Annotated in this window: 21 protein-coding genes; 18 read left to right on the forward strand and 3 right to left on the reverse strand. The window is 42.8% G+C overall.

Translation table 11 applies throughout. The features are described 5' to 3' along the window. The first annotated feature begins 7 nt into the window (after window positions 1-7). The 6 genes from RB604_RS05110 (at window position 8) to RB604_RS05135 (ending at window position 4,906) form a co-directional block, all read left to right on the forward strand. Window positions 8-535: a shikimate kinase gene (locus RB604_RS05110; protein WP_007479296.1), complete on the forward strand. Its 528-nt coding sequence runs from the start codon at window positions 8-10 to the stop codon at window positions 533-535. Window positions 536-655: 120 nt separating this feature from the next. Then, window positions 656-2,548 carry a biosynthetic arginine decarboxylase gene (gene speA / locus RB604_RS05115; RefSeq protein WP_005927456.1) on the forward strand — a complete coding sequence of 631 codons (1,893 nt, stop codon included), beginning with the start codon at window positions 656-658 and terminating at the stop codon, window positions 2,546-2,548. Window positions 2,549-2,579: 31 nt separating this feature from the next. Continuing rightward, window positions 2,580-3,353 carry an acetylglutamate kinase gene (gene argB, locus RB604_RS05120; protein WP_055293261.1) on the forward strand — a complete coding sequence of 258 codons (774 nt, stop codon included), beginning with the start codon at window positions 2,580-2,582 and terminating at the stop codon, window positions 3,351-3,353. Between the two features lie 62 nt (window positions 3,354-3,415). Continuing rightward, complete coding sequence (locus RB604_RS05125) at window positions 3,416-3,925, forward strand: GFO_1088 family ECF-type sigma factor (RefSeq protein ID WP_055293263.1); 510 nt, start codon at window positions 3,416-3,418, stop codon at window positions 3,923-3,925. Continuing rightward, window positions 3,915-4,424: a PG0215 family putative anti-sigma factor gene (locus RB604_RS05130; RefSeq protein ID WP_005927448.1), complete on the forward strand. Its 510-nt coding sequence runs from the start codon at window positions 3,915-3,917 to the stop codon at window positions 4,422-4,424. Before RB604_RS05125 ends, RB604_RS05130 begins: the two co-directional genes overlap by 11 nt. Continuing rightward, a complete protein-coding gene (locus RB604_RS05135) occupies window positions 4,424-4,906 on the forward strand; it encodes a DUF4252 domain-containing protein (protein WP_005927446.1) in 483 nt (160 codons plus the stop codon). Before RB604_RS05130 ends, RB604_RS05135 begins: the two co-directional genes overlap by 1 nt. Before the next feature lie 298 nt (window positions 4,907-5,204). Here RB604_RS05135 and RB604_RS05140 read toward each other — a convergent pair whose 3' ends face one another. Continuing rightward, window positions 5,205-5,924 carry a head GIN domain-containing protein gene (locus RB604_RS05140; RefSeq protein WP_055293265.1) on the reverse strand — a complete coding sequence of 240 codons (720 nt, stop codon included), beginning with the start codon at window positions 5,922-5,924 and terminating at the stop codon, window positions 5,205-5,207. Window positions 5,925-5,936: 12 nt separating this feature from the next. Then, window positions 5,937-6,677 (reverse strand): head GIN domain-containing protein, encoded by a 741-nt coding sequence (locus RB604_RS05145; protein ID WP_055293267.1) that lies wholly within the window; start codon window positions 6,675-6,677, stop codon window positions 5,937-5,939. Window positions 6,678-6,815: 138 nt separating this feature from the next. On the opposite strand from RB604_RS05145, the gene RB604_RS05150 reads away from it, so the two are divergent. Next, window positions 6,816-7,514 carry a YgjP family zinc-dependent metalloprotease gene (locus RB604_RS05150; protein WP_025819011.1) on the forward strand — a complete coding sequence of 233 codons (699 nt, stop codon included), beginning with the start codon at window positions 6,816-6,818 and terminating at the stop codon, window positions 7,512-7,514. Between the two features lie 14 nt (window positions 7,515-7,528). Here RB604_RS05150 and RB604_RS05155 read toward each other — a convergent pair whose 3' ends face one another. Then, the gene (locus RB604_RS05155; protein ID WP_005927434.1) at window positions 7,529-7,924 is read right to left on the reverse strand and encodes a hypothetical protein; all 396 of its coding nucleotides are present in this window, start codon (window positions 7,922-7,924) and stop codon (window positions 7,529-7,531) included. A gap of 572 nt (window positions 7,925-8,496) precedes the next feature. On the opposite strand from RB604_RS05155, the gene RB604_RS05160 reads away from it, so the two are divergent. The 11 genes from RB604_RS05160 (at window position 8,497) to RB604_RS05210 (ending at window position 26,188) form a co-directional block, all read left to right on the forward strand. After that, entirely contained in the window at window positions 8,497-10,836 is a 2,340-nt protein-coding gene (locus RB604_RS05160; protein ID WP_055293269.1) for a glycoside hydrolase family 3 N-terminal domain-containing protein, read from the forward strand. Window positions 10,837-11,044: 208 nt separating this feature from the next. Beyond that, complete coding sequence (locus tag RB604_RS05165) at window positions 11,045-12,025, forward strand: GntR family transcriptional regulator (protein ID WP_007479281.1); 981 nt, start codon at window positions 11,045-11,047, stop codon at window positions 12,023-12,025. 72 nt (window positions 12,026-12,097) lie between these two features. Beyond that, entirely contained in the window at window positions 12,098-13,870 is a 1,773-nt protein-coding gene (gene fucI, locus RB604_RS05170) for an L-fucose isomerase (protein WP_007479280.1), read from the forward strand. Window positions 13,871-13,879: 9 nt separating this feature from the next. Beyond that, window positions 13,880-15,034: a lactaldehyde reductase gene (gene fucO / locus RB604_RS05175; protein WP_005927421.1), complete on the forward strand. Its 1,155-nt coding sequence runs from the start codon at window positions 13,880-13,882 to the stop codon at window positions 15,032-15,034. Window positions 15,035-15,039: 5 nt separating this feature from the next. After that, on the forward strand, window positions 15,040-15,678 hold the full coding sequence (locus tag RB604_RS05180; RefSeq protein ID WP_005927419.1) for a class II aldolase/adducin family protein: 639 nt from the start codon (window positions 15,040-15,042) through the stop codon (window positions 15,676-15,678). Window positions 15,679-15,759: 81 nt separating this feature from the next. Further along, window positions 15,760-17,151 (forward strand): rhamnulokinase, encoded by a 1,392-nt coding sequence (locus RB604_RS05185; RefSeq protein WP_007479277.1) that lies wholly within the window; start codon window positions 15,760-15,762, stop codon window positions 17,149-17,151. A gap of 22 nt (window positions 17,152-17,173) precedes the next feature. Next, window positions 17,174-17,563, forward strand: coding sequence for an L-rhamnose mutarotase (locus RB604_RS05190; protein ID WP_005927415.1), 390 nt, complete (start codon window positions 17,174-17,176; stop codon window positions 17,561-17,563). A 58-nt stretch (window positions 17,564-17,621) separates the two neighbouring features. Next, complete coding sequence (gene fucP / locus RB604_RS05195) at window positions 17,622-18,941, forward strand: L-fucose:H+ symporter permease (RefSeq protein ID WP_005927413.1); 1,320 nt, start codon at window positions 17,622-17,624, stop codon at window positions 18,939-18,941. 651 nt (window positions 18,942-19,592) lie between these two features. Continuing rightward, window positions 19,593-21,698 (forward strand): alpha-amylase family protein, encoded by a 2,106-nt coding sequence (locus tag RB604_RS05200; protein ID WP_229103535.1) that lies wholly within the window; start codon window positions 19,593-19,595, stop codon window positions 21,696-21,698. A 26-nt stretch (window positions 21,699-21,724) separates the two neighbouring features. Then, the gene (locus tag RB604_RS05205; RefSeq protein ID WP_025819013.1) at window positions 21,725-23,044 is read left to right on the forward strand and encodes an IPT/TIG domain-containing protein; all 1,320 of its coding nucleotides are present in this window, start codon (window positions 21,725-21,727) and stop codon (window positions 23,042-23,044) included. 27 nt (window positions 23,045-23,071) lie between these two features. Further along, window positions 23,072-26,188 (forward strand): SusC/RagA family TonB-linked outer membrane protein, encoded by a 3,117-nt coding sequence (locus RB604_RS05210; protein WP_005927407.1) that lies wholly within the window; start codon window positions 23,072-23,074, stop codon window positions 26,186-26,188. Window positions 26,189-26,212: the final 24 nt, after the last annotated feature.

Here is a 26,212-nt window from a genome sequence, read left to right on the forward strand (position 1 = left end):
GGCAATTATGATTCGTATATTTCTGACCGGCTATATGGGAGCCGGTAAAACGACATTAGGGAAAGCATTCGCACGGAAATTAAATCTTCCGTTTGTCGATCTGGACTGGTATATGGAAGAACGTTTTCATAAAACGGTAGGCGAATTGTTTGTGGAACGTGGTGAGGCAGGTTTCCGGGAGTTGGAAAAGAATATGCTGCATGAAGTAGGCGCCTTTGAGGATGTTGTGATCTCCACAGGTGGCGGTGCTCCCTGTTTTTTTGATAATATGGATTTTATGAACCGCAACGGTAAGACGGTCTTTTTGAATGTACATCCCGACGTGCTGTTCCGTAGGTTGCGTGTGGCTAAGCAGCAACGTCCTATTTTACAGGGTAAACAGGACGACGAGTTGAAAGAATTTATTATCCGGGCATTGGAGAAACGTACTCCTTTTTATTCGCAAGCCCAATATGTTTTTAATGCCGATGAACTGGAGGATCGTTCCCAGATAGAAAAATCGGTGGAAAAGTTGCGTGACTTATTGAAACTGTAGCTTATTTGTACCTTTTGTAAATATCTTATTTAAAAAACATGGCTTTCTGATTGTATACTATGGATTTATAGTTATTTTTGTTGCCTTAAATAATTTATAAACACAACTGAATACATTAAAATGAGAAAGTGGCGTATTGAAGATTCTGAGGAACTCTACAACATTACAGGTTGGGGTACTTCGTACTTTGGTATTAATGACAAAGGTCATGTTGTTGTTACACCGCGAAAAGACGGCGTCGGCGTCGACTTGAAAGAGCTGGTCGATGAGTTGCAGTTACGTGATGTGGCATCTCCCATGTTGATACGTTTTCCGGATATCTTGGACAATCGTATTGAAAAAACAGCTCACTGCTTTAAGCAGGCTGCCGAAGAGTACGGCTACAAGGCTCAGAATTTCATTATTTATCCAATCAAGGTAAATCAGATGCGTCCGGTTGTGGAGGAAATTATCAGCCACGGAAAGAAGTTCAATCTCGGTCTTGAAGCCGGATCTAAACCCGAACTTCATGCTGTGATTGCCGTAAATACGGATTCTGATTCATTGATTATTTGCAACGGATATAAAGATGAAAGTTATATAGAACTGGCGTTATTGGCTCAGAAGATGGGAAAACGTATTTTTCTCGTCGTAGAGAAGATGAATGAATTGAAACTTATCGCTAAGATGGCGAAGCAATTGAATGTAATGCCCAATATCGGTATTCGTATCAAGTTGGCTTCTTCCGGAAGTGGTAAGTGGGAAGATTCGGGCGGTGACGCCAGTAAGTTCGGGCTGACTTCCAGTGAATTGCTTGAAGCATTGGATTTTCTGGAAAAGAAGGAGATGAAAGAGTGCCTGAAGCTGATCCATTTCCATATCGGAAGCCAGGTTACTAAAATCCGTCGTATTAAGACGGCATTGCGTGAGGCGTCTCAGTTTTATGTACAGCTTCATGCGATGGGCTTTAATGTGCAGTTTGTCGATATTGGAGGCGGATTGGGAGTTGATTATGACGGTACCCGTTCTTCCAGCAGTGAAAGTAGCGTGAATTATTCTATTCAGGAATATGTCAATGACTCGATCTCTACTCTCGTGGATGCCAGTGATAAGAATGGTATTCCTCATCCGAACATTATTACTGAAAGCGGCAGGGCATTGACAGCCCATCATTCGGTGCTCATTTTTGAGGTATTGGAAACAACTACTCTGCCCGAATGGGACGATGAAGAAGAAATCGCTCCGGATGCTCATGAGTTAGTGCAGGAGCTATATGGGATTTGGGATACATTGAATCAGAATAAGATGCTTGAGGCTTGGCACGATGCACAACAAATACGTGAAGAGGCCCTTGATCTTTTCAGTCATGGTATTGTCGACTTGAAAACACGTGCACAGATTGAACGCTTATATTGGTCTATTACCCGTGAAATAAATCAGATAGCTGCCGGATTGAAGCATGCACCGGATGAATTCCGTAGTTTATCCAAATTGTTGGCAGATAAATATTTCTGTAACTTCTCATTGTTCCAGTCGCTTCCCGACTCTTGGGCTATTGATCAGATATTCCCTATTATGCCTATTCAGAGGCTTGACGAGAAGCCCGATCGTTCGGCTACCTTACAGGATATCACCTGTGACTCGGATGGAAAAATTGCCAACTTTATTTCAACGAAGAACGTGTCACATTATATGCCGTTGCACAGCTTGAAAAGTAAGGAACCTTATTATCTCGGCGTGTTTCTGGTCGGAGCTTATCAGGAGATATTGGGTGATATGCACAACTTGTTCGGCGATACGAATGCAGTACACGTTTCCGTAAACGAGAAAGGTTATTCCATTGAGCAGATTATCGATGGTGAGACGGTTGCCGAAGTGTTGGATTATGTGCAGTATAGCCCCAAGAAATTGGTGCGTACATTAGAGACGTGGGTTACCAAATCCGTAAAAGAAGGAAAAATATCGGTAGAAGAGGGGAAGGAATTCTTGTCGAATTATCGTTCGGGACTTTACGGATATACATATTTGGAATAGAGGGTGGGGAGAGACTTATCTTTTAGAATATATGAGAGAAAAATTGACTGTTATTAAAGTGGGCGGTAAGATTGTAGAAGAAGAAGCTACACTTAACCGATTATTAGATGATTTTGCAACGATAGAAGGCCATAAAGTGCTGGTACACGGCGGGGGGCGTTCGGCTACGAAGATAGCGGCGCAGCTTGGCATTGAGAGTAAAATGGTGAACGGACGCCGTATTACAGATTCTGAGACACTGAAAGTGGTGACGATGGTATATGGCGGATTGGTCAATAAAAACGTGGTTGCCGGCCTGCAGGCTCGCGGAGTGAATGCTTTGGGATTGACCGGAGCGGATATGAATGTCATGCGTTCGGTGAAACGCCCGGTGAAAGAAGTGGATTACGGTTTTGTGGGTGACGTGGAAAAAGTGGATGCTTCACTGTTATCCGATCTTATATATAAAGGTGTGGTTCCTGTTATGGCACCGCTTACTCATGACGGTAAAGGCCATATGCTTAATACCAATGCCGATACCATTGCCGGAGAGACGGCAAAGGCGCTTGCCGCTCTTTTTGATGTGACTCTTGTTTTCTGTTTTGAGAAGAAAGGCGTGTTGCGTGACGAAAATGATGACGATAGCGTGATTCCTTTGATCACCCCTGCGGAATTTAAGCAATATGTGGCCGATGGCGTTATTCAGGGGGGGATGATTCCAAAGCTCGAGAACTCTTTTGCTGCAATTGATGCCGGAGTTTCGGAGGTTATAATAACTTTAGCATCAGCTATTAGCGGAGAAGAAGGAACACGGATCAAAAAATAATCCGAAAAAAAATAAGAGTGTACCTGTAACTTTTCATATTCTCATCCGTCATTCTTATAGAGATGCAAGAAATCAGCTTCCGAAACGATATATTGCCTTTGAAAGATAAACTCTTTCGACTGGCCCTCAGAATAACTTTGGATAGGGCAGAGGCCGAGGATGTTGTTCAGGATACCATGATACGGGTGTGGAATAAGCGTGATGAGTGGCAACAATTTGAATCTGTCGAGGCTTATTGCCTGATAGTGGCAAAGAATCTGGCGATAGACAGAAGTCAGAAGAAAGATGCCCAAAATGTAGAACTGTCCCCCGAAATGGCGGAAGAAGCGGATACATCCGGCCCCTATGACCGATTGGTGAATAATGAACGTATGAAAATTATTCACCGGTTGATTGATGAACTTCCCGAAAAACAAAGGCTTATTATGCAGTTGCGGGATATAGAGGGTGAGAGCTATAAAGATATTGCAAAAGTGCTTCAACTGACGGAGGAACAAGTTAAAGTAAACCTTTTCAGGGCAAGGCAAAAAGTGAAACAACGGTATATAGAGATTGACGAATATGGACTATAAGTATATAGAACAGCTTTTGGAGCGATATTGGCAGTGTGAGACTTCCTTGGAGGAAGAATCGGAGTTGCGCGCTTTCTTCTCAAAGGGAGAAATACCGGCTCATCTGCTTCAATATAGAGACCTGTTTGTTTATCAGCAGGTTCAGCGTGAGACGGGGCTGGGCGAAGACTTCGATGCACGTATTCTTGCTCAGGTAGAACCGCCGGTAGTGAAAGCACGGCGTCTGACATTGGTCGGAAGGTTCATGCCTTTGTTGAAGGCGGCTGCGGTTGTTGCTTTTATGCTTTCATTGGGGAGTGTGGCGCAGCATACATTTTTCGCCAATGAAACTTTGGATTATAATTACGATACTTATACAGATACATATGATGATCCGGAAGTGGCTTATAAGCAAGTTTCTTCTGCATTGATGATGCTGTCTGAAGGAATCAATAAATCACAAGACCAAAACTTGGCCGACAGTGTGCGGTTGGGCGGAGTCGATATGATTAACGAATAATGAAGAGCGTTCTTTTAATGTGCTGGATGGCATTGCTATCTGTAGCCGTATCGGCTCAGGACTTTGCTTCGCGTTTTCTGACTGAACATAAGGCGGATTCAAATCTGACGTGTATAACTATCAGCCCGAAGATGATGGAGGAGATCATGAAAAGCGATGCTGAGAAAGATGATGAAGTTCTGGAGATTATTTCTAATTTGAAGAGCATGCAGATGCTGACTGCCAAAGTGGAAGGGCAGAAGTATTACGATGAAGCTCTAAAGGTGGTGGAAAAGAATTCCGGAAGGTTCGAACCGTTTCTTTCTTTTAAGGATAAAGCTGAAAATTGTCAGATTATGATCCGAAAGAAGAAGGATGCGATTGTCGAGTTGGTGATGTTGATGCATGAAAAGAATCAGTTTGCCGTGATTAATTTTACGGGCAATATGAGTCCGGAATTCATTTCGAAGCTGGCAGCTTCGATGAAGCCCAAGCGCTCTTGATAAGAAAAGACATTTTCATTTGCTTTAAACATAAATATAGTTAGTGTGCTTAATTAAAACAACTTGAGGCTGTGAAGTTTCAATTCTCTCAAATTTTTATAGAAAAACTAACTAAATAGATGGGCTACCGCGTGATGCAGTAGCCCTTTTATTTATCCTGCCGGTTCATATGGATTGCTTGGAAAAAGGAGAAAGAGAATACCAGAGAATGGCATTAAAGAGAAAAGGAAGTTGCCTCACGGAAACTTCCTTTTTCCATCTCTGTTAGAGAGATAAAGTTATATGTAAAGAGAGAATTTTATAATTTACGCAGTCCCTTTTTGGAGAAATCTATTTGTGGTTCTCCTCTGTAGGCTACTTCACCACTGCCGGAGACACGCCCTTTCAAGCTTTCTGTGGCATAACAGCTTATATCTCCCGAACCATTGATAGAGGTCGTTACATTCTCTGTTTCCAATTCGGAAGCTTGAATGTCTCCTGAACCGTTGATACTGTATTCGGCATTTTTGCAGATTCCGGAAAGGGAAATATCTCCCGACCCGTTGATGGATAATGATAACAAATTACAGCTTATTTTGTTTCCCGCAATGTCTCCCGAACCTTGTATTTTAATACTTAAATTATCGTCGGTTTGTATTCCGTTTACAAGTTTGATATCACCGGAACCCGATAAGGCTATTCGGTTGAGTGCAGGACCGGAAACTCTTATTTCCAATTTTCCCCTGTTCTGTATGCTTGTGTTGTTTTTGAATTTTACGGTCAGGCTATTGTTTTGCACATAGATATCCAGCAGTTCTACTATATTATCTTGGCCGTATACCTCTACAGAAGGCTTTCCTTGGGCCTGTTTATAAATAACATCCGGGCTTCCTGTTAATTGTAGCCCGTTGAATTTCTCTACTTTGATCTGCTTGGTTATGTAGTTATTGCTTCCGGTCACCCGATTGCTGGGCGAGCAGGCAGTTATTGTCCAGATCAGTAAAATTGCAGCGAATGAAGAAATTGAAATTGATTTCATGTTTTTATATATTTAAATACCCTTGATACTTCCCACACCCTTTTTGCTGAATGTTTTTTGTGCAGGATTTCCTTTATAGTTAATACTTCCTACTCCTTTGACGGCTGCGTCTAAAGATTGGGTAGCATTGCATGAGATATTGCCCACTCCATTGGAGGAGGCTTTCACGTGTGTTGCTTCCAGATCCGTTGCTTCTACATCGCCTACACCCTTAGAACTGAGATTGGCGTTGACTACTTTCCCTTTTAGGTTTACGTTACCCACTCCCATCGAGTTTACGGTCAGATTCTGGCAGTCCAGTTCCTGAACATTGACGTCGCCGACTCCTTTGCTTTCGATGTCGAGCCTGCCGGTAACAAACTTATTATCGATGTGAATGTTTCCTACGCCTTTAAATTGGATCCGGTTCAGATCCGGAGAGCTGATGGTTATTTTGAGTTTCTTGGCATTCTTTATTTTCTTATGCTTATCCATAGCTAATATCAGAGTATTACCTTTTACCGATACCTGTATTAACTTGACAAAATTATCCGGTCCATAGATTTGCAGGGAACTTTTCCCATCTGTAGATTGGGTATAATAAATGTCACCTACCGTAGTGGCATCTATGGAATTGAAATCTTTTATTTGGTAATCCCGTGTGATGTAATTTTTGCAGGGAGCTATGCCTTCCGCTCTTTCTGAGATAAAGGTACAACCGGTCAGTAATCCAGTCAGGAATATGATTAAGAATACGTTTAATTTTGCTTTCATCTTATAAGTTTTTTTGAGGTTTCTGTTTATTAGACGTAGACTCTTTCAAAAAGGTTGCATCGGGTACTACTTTTTTTTGAGTCTGTTGTATTTGTTCTTCCCGCAGAATATTTGTTTATTTGCAGGTGTATGGAAAAAATAGATAAGATACTTGAAGATGAAGAATTGGGGCTTTTGGTGATACGTGTTAATCCACGTGCCAAGCGGCTGATTTTCCGGACGAAAAGTGATGCCATTTATGTAAGCGTACCTCCCGGAACCACATCTGCCGAGATCACCGATGCTATCAATCAATTGCGTGTGAAATTGCGTGGCTTCAAGGAGAAGACTGCTCGCCCATCGATAGATTTGGATTACCGGATTGAGACGGAATATTTTAAGCTGTCTTTGGTAGCCGGTGAGCGTGATCGTTTTCTGGCGCATTCGGAGTTAGGAGAGATGCGTATCGTTTGTCCCCCGACTGCTGATTTTACTGATAGTAAGTTGCAGGAATGGTTGCATAAGGTCATTGAGGAAGCGCTGAGAAGAAATGCAAAAATCATTCTTCCGCCACGACTGTACATGCTGTCCGGCCGGCATAACCTTCCTTACAAGAGTGTGAAAATCAATTCCAGCCGTGGACGGTGGGGGAGTTGCTCGGCTCGTAAGGCAATCAACCTGTCTTACTTTCTTGTTTTGTTGCCTCAGCATTTAATAGACTATGTGCTGCTTCATGAATTGTGCCACACGCGTGAGATGAACCATGGCGATCGTTTCTGGTCGTTACTCGATTCGTTGACCGATGGGAAAGCGCTTGCGCTACGCGAAGAATTGAAAAATTATAAGACGGAGATTTGAAAGGATGGCAACGTCTAACGGGAGAGTTGTTTAATTCCGTCGGCATCTTTTTCAAAGCGGTAGCTGCCCCCCTTTTCGCTTAAGTCGAATGTAGACAGTTCGTCTGTCAGATTATCGACGATCATCAGCGCATTTTGCTCTGCAAATCGGCCTACTTCGATTGCGAAGGGCTCTTCGGTTATTCGTCTGTTTATTATCAGACTGTCATTGATGAAAAGTGAGAGCGAATCACCGGTGAATCCTTTGGTAAGATGGATCGTGTAAGTTTCTATGAAGTGGCGTTCTTCCTGTTTTTCGCGTTGCAGCCTCATACTCATATAGACAAAGATGACTACAACAAAAATAACGGCGAATGCCAGAATACCATTGCCTACCATAAATTGCTTATTAGTGTTCAGACGATGTGCCATAACGATTCTTTTAAAATTTCGGTGTAAAGGTACTGATTTTATTTGTGATTACCGGTATAGGAATGTCCGAATCATAGCGAATCGTAGCGAATACCTATCAAAAAAATAATAAAGGCTTTGTTCGTTTGCAAAAGGTACAGAAGTCGGAATTAAAAGTATGGAATAGAAACTTGAATTGATTCCTTACCCCTTACGCTTCCCCTTGTTCATCAGTGTTTGCGTGCGGAAGGGGGGATTGTCAATGTTCGATTATGCTTTATGTGAATATGGTGATTGTGCCTCGTATTTCCAGCTCTTGGAGCCCCTTCCGCTCTGTAATGGCGGCAAGCAAGGCATTTCAGAATTGCGTAAGGGATCTGTGCAGACTCTCGCTGTCTATGTTTCTGTTCCTGTCTTTGTCAAATACTTCTTATGCTTTTGGCTGGATATTTACCGCCTGACGCTGCGAATTCCTGCTTGTGGAATTCAAGTTTATCTCCTTCGGCAATATTATATCGGGTACATTGTATTATCTTTGCTCACGTATCATAACGATATCCGGTGTACGGCTTACTACAAATCAAATTGATAACATGAACAAGAAACTATTATTTCCTTTGGTATTCGCAGGATTTGCATGGTCTGTTTTTGCACAGAATACGATAATCTCCCCGGCTATTCCTGTTGATAAAGTGATAGAGGATAAGGTTGAGAAGTTGCTCGAAAAGATGACTCTGGAAGAGAAAATAGGGCAGATGACCGAATTGACGATCGATGTGTTGACTGATAAGAAAACAACAGGGCAACCGGGTTTTACTTTTGATGAAGCCATGCTCGATACCGTGATCGGTAAATATAAAGTGGGATCTATACTGAATGTACCTTATGGCGAAGCACAGACGAAGGAGGTCTGGGCCACTCTTATCAAAAGAATTCAGGAAGAATCGATAAAGTCTATGGGAATTCCCTGCGTGTATGGCGTCGATCAGATACATGGCACCACCTATACGGCCGGTGGAACTTTCTTTCCGCAGGGCGTCAATATGGGGGCTACATTCAATCGTGAACTGGTACGGAAAGGAGCCGAGATATCGGCTTACGAAACAAAAGCCGGATGCATTCCTTGGACGTACGCGCCCGTTGTGGATCTTGGCCGTGATGCCCGTTGGCCTCGTATGTGGGAAAATTATGGAGAAGACTGTTACGTCAATACAGAGATGGGACGTGAATCTGTGATTGGTTTTCAAGGCGAGGATCCGAACCATATAGGTCCCAATCGGGTAGCTGCCTGTTTGAAACATTATATGGGTTATGGTGTCCCCGTATCCGGCAAAGATCGTACGCCATCGTCTATCACGGTGCAGGAGATGCGTGAAAAGCATTTTGCCCCTTTTCTGGAATCTGTGAAAGCCGGTGCTTTGTCTGTTATGGTGAATTCTGCTATGAACAACGGGCTTCCTTTTCATGCCAATTATGAACTTTTGACGAAATGGCTGAAGGAAGACCTTAATTGGGACGGGCTCATCGTAACGGATTGGGCGGATATAAACAACCTGTATACCCGTGACAAAGTGGCCGCTTCCAAGAAAGAAGCCGTAAAAATGGCTATTAATGCCGGTATCGATATGTCTATGGTGCCTTATGAATGGAGTTTCTGTAATTATCTGAAAGAACTTGTGCAAGAAGGTGAAGTTCCTATGAGCCGCATTGATGATGCTGTACGCCGGGTACTGCGCATGAAATTCCGTCTCGGGCTGTTCGACAAGCCATATTGGGATCCTTCGGAATACCCGGAATTTGCGAGTAAATCGCATGCTGCAACTGCTTTGCTGGCGGCAGAGGAATCACTTGTCCTATTGAAGAATGCGGATCGGATTCTGCCACTTGCTTCCGGAAAGAAAATATTGATTACCGGACCGAATGCCAATTCGATGCGTACGCTGAATGGCGGATGGTCTTATTCCTGGCAAGGCCATAAGGCAGATAGGTTTGCCGGTGAGTATAATACGATCCTTGAAGCATTCAAGGCAAAATTCGGTGTGGGAAATGTGGTATACGAACCAGGAGTGACTTATAAGCAGAAAGGTGCTTACTGGGAAGAGAATGCTCCGAAAATAGAAAAAGCGGTTGCTGCCGCTTCGGAAGTGGACTATATTCTGGCCTGTGTCGGTGAAAATTCTTATTGTGAAACACCGGGCAACCTGACTAATCTTTTCCTCTCACAAAACCAGTTGAATCTGGTGAAAGCTCTGGCGGCTACCGGAAAATCGGTAATTCTGATTCTGAATGAGGGGCGTCCGCGTATTATCAATGAGATAGAGCCGTTGGTAAAGGCGGTTGTCAACATCATGTTGCCGGGTAATTACGGGGGCGATGCACTGGCTAATCTTTTGGCCGGCGATGTCAATTTCAGTGGGAAGATGCCCTATACTTATCCTAAAGATATCAATTCTTTGGTGACTTATGATTATAAACCGTGTGAAGACCTTGAGAAGATGCAGGGAGCTTATGATTATGATGCGGTGATGTCTGTTCAGTGGGCTTTTGGCTACGGGCTTAGCTATACGACTTTTGCCTATGATCGTCTGAGCGTGAATAAACCTTCGTTTACTGCCGGTGATGAACTCGTTTTTACGGTCGATGTGACCAATACCGGTGATAAGGCAGGTAAGGAGAGTGTTCTGCTTTTCAGTAGTGATCTGGTGGCTTCCTTGACTCCTGATATCCGCCGTCTTCGTGCTTTCGAAAAGGTAGAACTGCAACCGGGTGAAACGAAAACCATTACATTGAAAGTAAAAGGCAGCGATTTGGCTTTTGTAGGCTATGATGGTAGATGGATACTGGAAAAAGGAGATTTCAGAATTCAAACAGGAAAGCAAACGCTGAATATAACCTGCTCGGAAACAAAAAAGTGGAATACACCGAATAAATAAAATCAATCTGTTGATTTTAAGAAATATAGTTGCATCCTGATACTATGAATAAAAGGTATCAGGATGTTTTTTTATACGATTATCCTCGATCTTGTGTTGCAAAACATATTTTTTATTCTTGTTGATCTTAAATAAATTACTTTTCTTTGCAGCAGGATGGTTCAGCATAGTTGCCGGACGTTTTCTGAAAACCTTTTGATCTGTAGATATGGAGATTATATTCGGACAGCAAACAACCAAAGTGAAGCAATTGGCCGATCTCATCAGCCAAGATATTTCAATGGGTAGATATAAGGTAGACGATGCTTTGCCTTCTATCAATCAGTTGAGCCGGGATTATAAGGTATCACGTGATACGGTTTTCAAAGCTTTCATCGATTTGAAAGAACGGGGAATTATCGATTCCACCCCCGGAAAAGGGTATTATGTGGTAAACAGGCAGAAAAGCATATTGTTGTTGCTTGATGAATATTCCCCATTTAAAGACACCCTTTACAATAGCATTATCAAGCATTTGTCTTCCCGTTATAAGGTCGATTTATGGTTTCACCAATATAATGAGAGCCTGTTCAATGCTATTCTTCGTGAATCCTTGGGGCGGTATAATAAATACGTTGTTATGAACTTCGATAACGAAAAGTTCTCTCCTAATCTTTATAAAATAGACTCTTCCAAACTCTTATTGCTCGACTTCGGCAAGTTCGACAAGAAAGATTATTCTTATATATGTCAGGATTTCGATGATTCTTTTTATCAGGCATTATTGCAACTGGCCGATCGGTTGCGGCACTATAAAAGGTTCGTTTTGTTGTTTGTGAAAGGGACAAAGCACCCCCGGAGCACTTGTGACAGTTTCCGGAAGTTTTGTGCCGACCGGGAATTCATGTGCGAAGTGAGGGAGGATGTGGAAGGAATGAAAGTGCGCGAAGGCGAGGTTTATATCGCTATCCGACAGGTCGATGTGGTACATATCATCAAACAAAGCCGGATAGAAGGTTTGGTTTGCGGAACTGATTTCGGCTTGTTGGCCTATAATGAAACTCCTGCTTATGAAGTGATAGACAGGGGAATAACTACGCTGAGTATCGATTGGGAAAAGATGGGGACATTGACAGCCGATTTTATCCTTACCGGCAAGCAGATACATACGTATTTGCCTACCGAGATACGTTTAAGAGGATCTTTATAGGATTTTTTATTCCTATGTTTCAGCACAGTTCAGTACAGATGGAAATGTTTTACTTATTTAAATCATAAGAATATGAAAAAGTATCCGAAAATTGGAATTCGCCCTACCATTGATGGTCGTCAGGGTGGTGTTCGTGAAAGTCTTGAAGAAAAGACAATGAATCTGGCTAAAGCCGTAGCCGAATTGATCTCTACAAATTTAAGAAACGGAGACGGTACTCCGGTAGAGTGTGTGATAGCCGACGGTACGATCGGACGTGTGGCCGAAAGTGCTGCATGTGCCGAGAAATTCGAACGTGAAGGGGTGGGGGCAACCATTACCGTGACATCCTGCTGGTGTTATGGAGCCGAAACAATGGATATGAACCCGTATTACCCGAAGGCGGTCTGGGGATTTAACGGAACCGAACGTCCGGGAGCCGTTTATTTGGCAGCCGTATTGGCAGGACATGCACAGAAGGGCCTGCCGGCTTTTGGTATTTACGGACACGATGTACAGGATCTGAATGATAATTCCATTCCTGCCGATGTAGCCGAAAAGATATTGCGTTTTGCCCGTGCTGCCCAGGCGGTAGCTACTATGAGAGGAAAATCTTATCTTTCTATGGGTAGTGTTTCCATGGGTATTGCCGGTTCTATCGTTAATCCGGATTTCTTCCAGGAATATCTCGGTATGCGAAATGAGTCTGTCGACCTCACAGAAATCATCCGTCGCATGACAGAGGGTATTTATGATAAAGAAGAGTTCGCCAAAGCAATGGCTTGGACCGAAAAGTATTGTAAGAAGAACGAAGGAAAAGACTTCAACCTTCCGGAGAAAACAAAAACCCGTGAGCAGAAAGACGAAGACTGGGAATTCATTGTCAAGATGACTATTATCATGCGCGATTTGATGCAGGGAAATCCGAAACTGCGTGAGATGGGCTTCAAAGAAGAGGCTTTAGGGCACAATGCCATCGCTGCCGGATTCCAGGGGCAACGCCAATGGACCGACTTTTATCCTAACGGGGATTATTCGGAAGCCTTATTGAATACCTCTTTTGACTGGAACGGTATTCGTGAAGCTTATGTGGTAGCTACCGAAAATGATGCCTGTAACGGCGTAGCGATGCTCTTCGGGCATCTGTTGACAAACCGTGCGCAGATATTCTCGGACGTGCGTACCTATTGGAGCCCCGAAGCGGTAAAACGCGTGACAGGAAAAGAACTTACAGGCATGGCTGCCAATGGTATTATTCACTTGATCAATTCCGGTGCTACAACGCTCGACGGAACCGGTCAGCAAACCGATGAGAAAGGTGAACCGGCGATGAAACCTTGCTGGGAGATCACGGAAAAAGAGATGGAGAAATGTCTGGAAGCTACTACCTGGTATCCTGCTAACCGTGATTATTTCCGTGGCGGCGGCTTCTCTTCCAATTTCTTATCCAAAGGAGGCATGCCTGTTACGATGACACGTCTGAACTTGATTAAAGGATTAGGCCCGGTACTCCAGATTGCCGAGGGATGGACGGTAGAGATTGATCCGGAAGTTCACCGTTTGCTGGATGAACGTACGGATCGTACATGGCCGACCACTTGGTTTGTACCCCGTTTGTGTGATAAACCTGCATTCAAAGATGTTTATTCGGTAATGAACAATTGGGGGGCCAATCATGGTGCTATCAGTTATGGGCATATCGGACAGGATCTGATCACATTAGCTTCTATGTTGCGTATTCCTGTATGTATGCACAATGTCGAAGAAGACGCCATCTTCCGTCCGGCCGCATGGAATGCTTTCGGTATGGAGAAAGAAGGAGCGGATTACAGAGCATGTGCTGTTTATGGTCCTATTTATAAATAATGGAATAAAATGATTAATCGATTTATATTAAACGAAGTTTCATACTTCGGACCGGGAGCACGGGAAGTGCTCCCGAAAGAGATCGCCCGTTTGGGGCTGCATAAGGCTCTGGTCGTTACGGATAAGGATCTTATTAAATTCGGGGTGGCCGATAAAGTGTTGAAAGTACTTGAAACAGCTTCTGTTCCATACGAGGTTTTCAGTGATGTCAAACCGAATCCTACCGTAGCTAATGTCAAGGCTGGTCTACAGGCTTTTGCAGCTTCGGGTGCCGATTTTATTCTTGCAATCGGTGGCGGTTCATCGATCGATACTTCCAAGGCGATCGGTATTATAACCAATAATCCGGAATTCAGTGATGTAGTATCTCTGGAAGGGGTGGCAGATACGAAAAACAAATCTGTTCCCATTATTGCTTTGCCTACTACGGCGGGTACGGCGGCCGAGGTTACTATTAATTATGTGATTACCGATGAAGCCAATGAAAAGAAAATGGTTTGCGTAGATCCCAATGACATTCCCGTAGTTGCCGTTGTAGATGCCGAATTGATGTATACCCTTCCCAAAGGACTGACAGCTTCTACCGGGTTGGATGCTTTGACGCATGCCATTGAAGGACTTATAACGAAAGGTGCCTGGGAGATGAGCGATATGTTCGAGATAAAAGCGATCGAAATGATTGCCCGTTATCTTGAGACGGCTGTCAATGAGCCATCCAATGCCGAAGCCCGTAATGGTATGGCGGTTGCCCAGTACATTGCCGGTATGGCGTTTTCTAATGTAGGTTTGGGAGTTGTGCATGGCATGGCACATCCGTTGGGAGCTATTTTCGATATACCTCACGGTGTAGCAAATGCCTTGCTGTTGCCTATTGTGATGGAGTTCAATGCTCCTGCGGCACTCGATAAATATGTAGAGATAGCCAAGGCTATGAATGTATATACGCCGGATATGACTCGTGAAGAAGCCGCTGCTGCGGCGGTCAAGGCAGTCCGGGAACTTTCTGTCCGTGTAGGGATCCCGCAGCATTTATCCGAATTGGGAATAAAAGAAGAAGATCTGGATAAGTTGGCTACGGCGGCGTTTGCCGATGTATGTACCCCGGGAAATCCCCGTGAAGTGAGCAAAGAAATAATACTTGAACTTTATAAAAAAGCATTGTAGTCATTATGATAACGAATGAACAGATAGAACAGTTTATAGCCCAGGCTCATCGTGTAGGCGATGCCGGACTTACTATTTGCAGTAGCGGTAATATCTCCTGGCGTATAGGGGATGAAGTGCTGATTTCCGGTACAGGCTCTTGGGTGCCTTCTCTGCCCAAAGAAAAGGTCTCCATCTGTAAACTGTCGACGGGAGAAGTGCTGAATGGTGTGAAGCCATCTATGGAGAGCGGTTTCCATTTCGGTGTTCTCCGTGAGCGTCCCGATGTGAATGTGGTGCTTCATTTCCAGTCTCATTATGCTACTGCGGTGGCTTGTATGAAGAATCGTCCCACTAATTTGAATGTAACGGCCGAAATACCTTGTCATGTAGGCAGAGAAGTGCCGGTAGTTCCTTATTATCGTCCCGGTTCGAAAGAATTGGCACAAGGGGTGATAGATGGATTGAAAGACCACAATTCGGTATTACTGTTAAAGCACGGACAAGTGGTATGTGGAAAAGACTTCGACGAAGCTTTTGAACGTGCCATGTTCTTCGAGATGGCATGTCGCATTATTATCCAGTCCGGCGGTGATTATACCGTGTTGACGCCCGAAGAGATTGATGATCTCGAGACTTACGTTTTGGGTAAGAAGACTAAATAATAAGATGAAAAGGAGGGGAAAATGGGGATGTATTTCCAAGTCTCTTTTTCTCCTCCTTATTATTTAGAAAAGAGTTGAGCTATGAATACATATTTAGCAGTGGATTTTGGTGGAGGTAGCGGGCGAGTGATGGCCGGCACCATCGACAACGGGCGGTTAACACTGGAGGAAGTATATCGTTTTCCCAACCGGCAAATCCGGATGGGGAACTATATTTATTGGGATTTCCTTGCATTGTTCGGTGAAATGAAAACCGGGCTTCGTCTGGCTGCCCATAAAGGATATTCCATAAAAAGTATCGGAATCGATACTTGGGGGGTCGATTTCGGATTGATAGACAGGCAAGGCAATTTGTTGGGCAATATGGTTTGCTATCGCGATCCGCGCACGAATGGATTACCCGAAGAACTGTTCGGGCATATGGATATTTCCCGTCATTATGCGGAGGCCGGTATTCAAGTGATGCCTATTAACACGCTTTTTCAGCTTTACAGTATGAAAAAGAACGGGGATGTACAATTGGAACTTGCAGATAAGTTGCTGTTTATGCCCGATCTTTTCAGTTTCTTTCTGACAGGCGTGGCAAATAATGAATATTGCATTGCTTCCACCTCCGAAATGCTCGATGCCCGCAAGCGTACTTGGAACTATCCATTAATAGACAGTTTGGGTTTACCCGAACGTCTTTTCGGAGAAATAGTAATGCCCGGAACCGTACGGGGAAAACTGAAAGCCGATATTGCTGAAGAGATCGGTATGAATGGTGAGGTCGATGTGGTTGCCGTAGGTTCGCACGATACTGCAAGCGCCGTATTTGCAGTGCCTGCCGTCACCGGTGGTGTTAATACCCGAAAAGCTTTCCTGAGTTCAGGAACCTGGTCGCTTCTTGGAGTTGAATTAGACGAACCTATCCTTACCGAAGAGGCCCGCTTGGCAGGGTTTACCAACGAAGGAGGCGTGGGAGGTAAAATCCGTTTTTTGCAGAATATCACAGGCTTGTGGATTTTGCAGCAACTTATAGCTCAGTGGAAAGAACGAGGCGAAGATGCGGAGTACGAAACTCTGATAACTGCTGCGGAGAATGCGGAAATCGATTCAATTATTCGTGTGGATGACGAGGTCTTTCAAAGTCCGTTGAATATGGAGAAAGCAATTGCCGATTATTGCCGTGAACATCGCCTTGCCGTACCAAAAACTTGTGGTGAATATGTTCTTTGTATACTTAAATCGCTCGCGCAACGTTATAAACAAGGAGTCACTCAGTTAAACAGCTTGTTACCGTCACCTGTTACCCAACTTCATATCATAGGGGGAGGGTGTCGTAACCGCCTTCTCAACCGCCTGACGGAAGAAGCATTGGGCATTCCGGTGTATGCAGGTCCTGTTGAGGCCACTGCTATTGGAAATATCCTTGTGCAAGCTTTGGCGTGTGGGGAGATTAAGACACGTGATGAAATTACAGAAATTATTTAAAGGGACAGATAAAAATAAAACCATGGAAACATCTATTAAAAGTTATGCGGCTAAAGAGCATCATCAACCGGTGAAACGATATTGCCGGACATTGGATCTGCGTGACGATCCGAAGCTGATAGCCGAGTATCGCCGACGCCACAGCCAAGCGGAAATCTGGCCGGAAGTTATCGCCGGTATCCGGGAAGTCGGTATCCTTGAAATGGAAATTTACATTTTGGATACACGTTTGTTTATGATAGTCGAGACTGCACTCGATTTTGATTGGGACACGGCAATGGAACGGCTTGCCACTTTGCCCCGCCAGCAGGAATGGGAAGATTATATGGCGATTTTCCAACTTGTGACTCCCGGATCTACTTCCGCACAAAAATGGCAACCGATGGAACGTATGTTCCATTTATACGAATAACCTTTTATTTTTACGAACAACCTCAAACGAGTTTATATCCTAACGAATTTATACCATTATGAATAACACCAAACGCTTTTCTATCCTGAGCAAAGACGGCGTCAGCTATCTTATTCCTTTTATTCTCATCACCAGTTGTTTTGCACTCTGGGGATTTGCCAATGACATAACCAATCCTATGGTAAAAGCTTTCTCCAAGATATTCCGTATGAGTGTGACGGATGGCGCATTGGTGCAAGTCGCTTTTTATGGTGGTTATTTTGCAATGGCTTTTCCGGCTGCTATATTTATCCGCCGGTATTCTTATAAGGCCGGCATTTTGTTGGGATTGGGGCTGTATGCATTCGGTGCTCTCCTTTTCTTTCCTGCCATGATGACCGGAAATTATTATCCTTTTTTAATTGCCTATTTTATTTTGACTTGCGGACTTTCCTTTCTTGAGACCAGTGCTAATCCGTATATCCTGTCGATGGGCACGGAGGAGACGGCTACGCGTCGGCTCAATCTGGCCCAGTCTTTCAATCCGATGGGGTCATTATTAGGCATGTATGTGGCGATGAATTTTATCCAGAACCGTCTGAATCCGATGGATACTGCCGAACGGGCTCAGTTGTCTCAAACCGAGTTCGAGGCGATGCGTGATTCGGACTTGGCCGTACTGATTGCTCCATATCTGGTAATCGGTATTGTCATTCTGGTTATGCTATTGCTGATCCGTATGGTGAAGATGCCCAAAAACGCTGACCAGTCTCATTCCATCGATTTTCTGCCTACGTTGAAGCGTATCTTTTCCATTCATCATTATCGTGAAGGGGTGATTGCTCAATTTTTCTATGTGGGTGCACAAATCATGTGTTGGACATTTATCATTCAATACGGTACCCGTTTGTTTACCTCGCAAGGGATGAGTGAACAGGCTGCGGAAGTTTTGTCTCAGCAATACAATATAATAGCAATGGTTATTTTTTGTGTGAGCCGTTTTGTCTGTACTTTTATACTGCGTTATCTCAATCCCGGACTACTGCTGAAGATTTTGGCTATTGCCGCCTGCTGTTTCACAACGGGAGTTATTTTCCTGCAGAATATCGGAGGTATGTATTGTTTGGTCGGTGTTTCGGCATGCATGTCATTGATGTTCCCTACTATTTACGGAATAGCTCTTCAAGGTTTGGGTAATGATGCCAAATTTGGCGCTGCCGGGTTGATTATGGCTATTTTAGGCGGTTCGGTTTTACCTCCGTTGCAGGCAAGTATCATTGATCAGCATGCTTTATTTGGAATGCCGGCGGTGAATCTTTCGTTTATACTTCCATTTATTTGTTTTGTGGTGGTAACTATATACGGACATCGTTCTTATAAACGTGTGAGAAAAGGGTAATTGCCTTTATCTTTACAAGGGAGGTTGGGGCTTACTTTCTCATTTTACTCCCTTTGTCATATCTTATGGACTTTTAGATAGTTCCTCTACGAGAAAAGTATCGTTTCTCGTAGAGGAACTATCTTTTTCCCGTAGAGAAACGACCTGATTCTCTACGGGAAAAAAATGTATTCATCTAATGTGCTGATAGCCAGCTCTGTGTGTTTTGTTTACCCTGTGTATTATCTTTACTGTAAAAGAAACTCTGTTTTTACTTTTAAGCAACCTGCCGTTTTGTTTAAATCATTACAATTTTAGTTTTTGGATAACTGATAGGAGCAGTGAATTTTTTGTTTCTTAGACTTATTGTCTAATTCCCTATTGTTTTTTGCTTGTGCCGGTTAGCGAATCGGCTGTTTTCAGCACTTAATTCTGTGAGGTTTTTCCATTCTTATTTATAATTACTTTTCGAATTTCTTCTGATAGGTTGTCATTACCTTAATCGGTATATCTGTTCCATAAAATGGTATGGAGGTTCTATTCCATGGATATTGCCCCTGCTGTTACTACGAATTTTCTATTTTTTGCTTGTATTTTGCAATTTTAAGATATACGAATCGGCTACTTTTGGCTAACAAAGTAATGCATCTGTTAATTTTTAAATTTAATAAAATGAAGAGACGAAATTGTATATTTAAGTATTCGCTTTGCTTATTGTTCATTCAGATCTTATTCTTGGAAAGTGCTTGTGCCGATAGCCGTGAATTTTCTGCCGGTGAGTGGACGGTTCGTTTTAAAGACGAGACAAAGCAAATTGATTTGTTGAAGAATGGAGAGCTCATTTTGAGCGATGTGTTTGTTCGGTTCAATAATTCTTCGAATTACTATAATAGTTCCGAATATACAGATGTGAAGTTTACAAAGGATGAGATTACCGATGAGTTCGGTCCGGCTCAAAAATGTACGATACAGTATAAGAAAGAGGGTGCTCCTACCATCGAACAGATTTTTTATCTTTATTCTTCCAAAGATTTTTTTCTGACGGAAGTTTATCTTACTTCTGTGGATGGAAAGGTGTTGGTAACCAATTATATCTCTCCGATTTATACGACGGCAACCAATCAATTCTTACCTCAGGATACTGACAATCGTCTATTGTTTGTCCCTTTTGATAATGATGGTTTTATAACTTACGGTTCGTTACCGTTGTCGCAATCAAAATCGGCAAGCGCCATACACGCTTCCGGACCGTTGGCTCGCGATACGATTTCATTCGAAGTGACTTCCATCTTTAACGGTGGTAGCCAGAATGGTCTTGTGATTGGTTCCGTAGAGCATGATACCTGGAAGTCGGCTATACGTATGGTAGGATCCCGTGATAACCGGAGTATCACTAAATTGGAATGTTATAGCGGTGCCAGCCATTCTGCTACACGTGATGATAAGGTGCACGGTTCTATAAAAAGCACAACGGTGAAGTCATCCAGAATGTTTGTGGGTTTCTTTGATGATTGGAGGCTGGGTATGGAAACGTTTGGAGAAGCGAATGCAGCCGTTGTTCCTAAACGGGAGTGGACCAAGGGAACTCCGTTCGGTTGGAATAGCTGGGGGGGTATGAGTACGCATGTGAATTATGAAGGAGTGCTTTCCGCTTCTGATTTTGTGAAAGAGTATTTGCAGGGGAAAGGCGGTTTTGGCGCAAGCGGAGTTGTTTTTGTCGGTTTGGATTCTTATTGGGATAACTTGAATTGGGAGCAACTGGAAGATTTTGCTCGGCATTGTATTGCCAATGGGCAGGTGCCGGGTATTTACTGGACTCCGTTCAATGACTGGTTTCCGGACAATGAACGTGATATTGAAGGGAATAATGGCTATAAATACAGCCAATCACACTTAAAGGTGAACGGTCAGAAACGGAAATTATATGGTGCCGGCTGTATGGACCCTACAGCCCCGGCTACACTGTCGAGAATTAATTATTTCATTGATAAATTTAAAGCAGCCGGTTTTAAATATCTCAAACTGGATTTTCTTACTGCCGGTATGGTTGAGGCAGACAAATGGTATAATAAGGATATAACAACAGGTACCCAAGCCTTTAACTACGGGATGAAATATCTGCGTGAACGCTGTGGAGACGAAATGTTTATTGTCGAATCGATCGCTCCCCTTTTCCCTTATCAGTATGCGAATGCCCGTCGTATCAGCTGTGATGCCTGGGGAGAAATGTGGCACACCAATTACATGATGAACAGTTTGTCTTTCGGATGGTGGCTGGATCGCGTATATGCTTATAATGATCCTGACCATCTTGTGATGGGAGACCGGAGCGAAGCGGAAAATATGTCTCGTATCACAAGTGGAGCTGTGACGGGTTATTTCATGATTGGCGATAACTTATCGACTAAAGGAAATTATATCGGAACAGAGGTGTCACAGGAAAAGGTGAAGAAATTCGCTGTTAACGACCGGATCAATGCAGTTGTCAATCTTGGTAAAACGTTCAGACCGGCTTATGGTCATAAAGTATTCGGTTCTAACCGCTCGGTCGACCTGTTTACTTTAGAAACGGAAGACGCTTATTACATTGCTTATTTTAATTATGACGAAGGTGTGAAGAGTGGTGAACTGACTCTTCAGGATCTTGGGATCACTCCGGAGAAAGTTTCCGGTGGTATAGAGTGTTGGTCGGGAAATAACGTACAGATTCAAGAGGGCAAGCTTTCTTACAATCTACCTAAGCATCAGGCCGAAATTTACCATTTGTATAAAAAATGAGATTCATGGAATTAAATAACTATATTATGAAAAAGAGTAACAGATTTAGAATTTTCACATCTTTGTTGATGGGCTTCCTTATTGCAGGATTCTCTTCTTGTAAAGATGATGAAAGCCAAAAGAATGAACACGATCCCAACAAGCCGATTGTGTTGACGGATTTTTATCCGAAAGAAGGTGGTATTGCTACTAAAATGGTCTTTAGTGGGGAAAATTTCGGTACGGATGTGAGTAAAATCAATGTGTATTTTAATGACACAAAAGCAGCTGTAGTTCGAAGTACCGGCGAAAAAATGTATGTAATTACCCCGCGTAAACCGGGCGAAGACTGTACTATTACAGTTTCTGTAGGTGATAATAAAGTGGCGTTTGACGAACATTTTACTTATCATATTCAAACTACGGTAACTACGCTTTGCGGTATGAAAGGAACTCCCGGAGCGCAAGTGGGAAATCTTGCCGAAACTCAATTCCCGAAGGTTACTTATTTGGCAATTGATACTGACCATAATATATTTGTTTGTTGCCGGGAATTGGATAGTTATTATGATAACAACAAAGTGATGCTGGTAAATGAATTGGAAGATAAGAGTCAGATTCTTATCCCCAATACCGGTGCACCGCTCAATCAGCCTTGTATAGCCGATGATGGACAAACGGTGTATATTCCGTCAGATGCAGGAATGGAGTATTGGGTACTTTCGTCAGAGAACATGTGGATCCCCCGTAAATCATCTTTGCGTAAAGATCCCTCCAGTGATGATTTTGATATTAAATTTAAACACTCATTTGCAATGTGCAAATATGATGGATTTATGTATACACGCGCAAAGGATGGCACATTATTACGGTTTGATCCGTCAACGGGATATACAATGGCTGTTTCAACACAGACGAAATTGATGGCCGAGAGCGACTCTTATATAGTATTTAGTCCGATTAAAGGGGAAGAACATATTTTATATTTGGCATATACTAACTCTCATTGTATCTATACATACAATCTAAAAACAGGTGAACATAAATTGTATGCCGGTATGACGAATCGTTCGGGATATGCAGATGGCCCTTGTGAGTATGCTATGTTTAACGAACCTCGTCAGATGATAGTAAGTGCGGATAATGAGTTGTATTTGGCCGATACGAATAATCATGTGATCAGAAAGATTTCACAAGATGGAATTGTCAGTACGGTAATCGGACTTGCCGGTCAATCGGGATTTATGGATGGAACTCCGGAAGAAGCATTGTTTGACAAACCTTTTGGTGTAGCATTAGATACCGATGGAACTATCTATATTGGTGATAGTGAAAATCAGTGTGTACGCCGACTTGCTATTGAATGATAATTGAGACTTTTAAGATAATACAGTATGAAGAAATATATATTTTTATTGTTCTTGTTGTGTGGCTGTGTTGCTGTGTTTGCACAACAAAAAAGTACATTTACAGTGTCCGGACAAGTGTTTGATGATTTGGATATGCCGGTTCCTGGAGCCAGTGTTTTTATTAAGAATTCTCCGGGAGTGGGAGCTGTCACGGATATTGACGGTAAATTTTCTTTGAAAGCTCAGAAAAATGATGTGATTGTTGTTTCATTTTTGGGATATAAGCAGGAAGAGTATTTGGTGACGAAATCGGAGAGTAATATTTCTATTAAATTGAAACAGGATTCGCAAGTACTTGAAGAAACGGTTATTGTAGGTATGGGTACGCAGCGTAAAGTGAGCGTTGTAGGTGCTATCACCAATGTCGATATAGCAGACATACAAACTCCGGCAACGAATATCAACAATATGTTGGGTGGACGTATTCCGGGTGTTATTTCACTTCAGCGTAGTGGTGAACCCGGAAAAAATATCTCAGAGTTTTGGATTCGCGGTATCGGTACTTTCGGTGCCAACAGCAGTGCTTTGGTGTTGATTGACGGTTTGGAGGGTAATTTGAGCGAGATAGATCCCTCGGATATCGAGAGTTTTTCGGTATTGAAAGATGCGTCTGCAACAGCAGTGTATGGTGTTCGTGGTGCAAACGGTGTTGTTTTGGTAACTACTAAGAGAGGTACGGCAGATAAATTGCAGATTACAGCCCGCGCCAATTGGACTATTTCTCATATGGTAAATATGCCCGAATATCTGGAGGCTTATGATTATGCAAAATTGGCGAATGAGGCTCTTAGAGTCAGAGGAAACACGCCTTTGTATTCAGACATGGAATTGGACTTGATCAAATATCAGTTAGACCCGGACTTGTATCCGAATGTAAACTGGCAGAAAGAGGTTTTGAATCGTAATGCTTTGCAGCAGACTTATTATATAAATGCAAAAGGCGGTGGTAGCCTTGCACGTTATTATCTGAGTTTGGGCATGTCTAATGAATCTTCTGCCTACAAACAGGAAAAATCTTCTAAGTATTCCACAAAAGTCGGATATCGCACCTACAATTATCGCGTCAATTTAGATATTAATCTGACTAAAACAACTACGGTTTACTTTGGGTCCGATGGTTTTATTTCAGAAAAGGCAGAGCCCGGTAATGCCGATACGGATGCTTTATGGGCCACACAGCGCAATTTGACACCGTTGACTATTCCAAGAGTTTATTCTACCGGACAATTACCGGCTTATGGAGCAGATAATGCTTATTCACCTTATGTCATGCTGAATTACACCGGTATGAGTAATACACGTCATTTCCGTGGAAAATCGACTGTAGAGTTGAAGCAAGATCTTTCTATGGTTACTAAAGGTTTGAGTGCCCGGGCACAGATAGCTTATGATACGGAGTTGAACTTGAAGGAGAAACGTTATGTGCGTCCCGAGATGTATTACGCAGATCGCCGTCGTTATACCGGAGAATTGGGACTATATAAGAAGTTAGACAGCGAACCGGTGAAGTACACTCATGAAGACGAGCAATATTATAAAGTACATTTCGAATCGATGTTGAATTATGAAAGGACTTTTGCCGAACAACACCGCCTGAGTGGGCTGTTGTACTACTATATGAGTAGTGAGCAGAAGATGAATAAGGATATTGATGATAAAGATGAAAGTTTAAGGAGCATGTATGCTATTCCTATCCGTTATCAGGGTCTGTCAGGACGAATCACTTACGGATTGCGTGATACTTATTTTTTGGATTTGAATTTTGGCTATACCGGTTCGGCCAACTTTGCAAAGGGAGATCGTTTCGGATTTTTTCCGGCAGTAGCTGTGGGATGGGTTCCTACCGGATATGATTGGGTACGGGAGAAATTGCCATGGTTGGACTTTTTGAAAATCCGTGGATCATACGGTACGGTAGGTAACGACCGTTTGACAAATACTCGTTTCCCTTATCTGACGCTATTGAAAACTGGTGATGGTGGTGGTTGGGGAAGTACCAACGGATATATCACAGAAGAGACGATAGGCGCTGATAACTTGAAATGGGAAATTGCCAAGAAAACGGATATTGGTATTGAAGGTAAACTGTTTGGAGAACGTTTAAATTTTGTAGTAGATGTTTTCTATGATAAACGTGACGGTATCTATCAGGAACGTCAACAAATCCCTGACTATGCTGGTTTACAGAAAATGCCTTTCGGTAATGTCGGAAAGATGGTAAGTTATGGTTCAGACGGTAATATTTCATTTACTCAGAATATCAATAAAAATATGTCGTTTACATTGCGCGGAAACTTTACTTATTCGGCCAATGAAGTGAAAAATTGGGAACAGGCTGTACAAAAGTATGATTATCAAAACTATTCAGGTTATGTAAACAATGCATTCCGTGGATATATTGCTTTGGGGCTTTTCCGTGACGAAGCGGACATAGCCGCCAGTCCGAAGCAGACGTTCGGAGATTATTTGCCGGGAGATATCAAATATAAAGATGTAAATGGGGATGGTGTGATTAATGATGATGACAAAGTGCCTTTATCTTATCCGAACTATCCGCGTCTGATGTATGGTTTTGGTGGAGAATTCCGGTATAAGAATTTGACTTTAGGGGTCTTGTTTAAAGGAACTGGAAAGACAGACTACTATTTTGTAGATGACAACGGATATTGGGATAAAGGAAAGAATGGTGAAGGGTATATACCGTTTTATGGTGGAAAAACCGGTAATGTGCTGAAGATTGTTGCTGACCAAAGTAACCGTTGGACTCCGGCATCTTATTCCGGTGATCCTTCGACAGAGAATCCGAATGCAAGATTCCCACGTCTTAGCTATGGTAAGAATGAGAATAATACTCAGTTCTCGTCATTCTGGTATCAAAATGCACGCTATCTGAGATTGCAGGAAATTAGTGTTAACTATAATTTACCGGCTGGTAGATTACTGAAATATTTGGGAGTACGTTCTCTTGATTTACAGTTTGTTGCATCTGACCTGTGTATCTGGAGCCCGATGAAATTGTGGGATGCAGAGCAGGCCGATCACAATGGTGGAGCTTATCCGATTCCACAGCGTTTTGCTTTCCAGATGTATGTGAATTTTTAAGAATTGTTTTTTGATTTAAAATAG

It is taken from the genome of Bacteroides salyersiae, assembly GCF_031172035.1.
GTDB lineage: Bacteria > Bacteroidota > Bacteroidia > Bacteroidales > Bacteroidaceae > Bacteroides > Bacteroides salyersiae.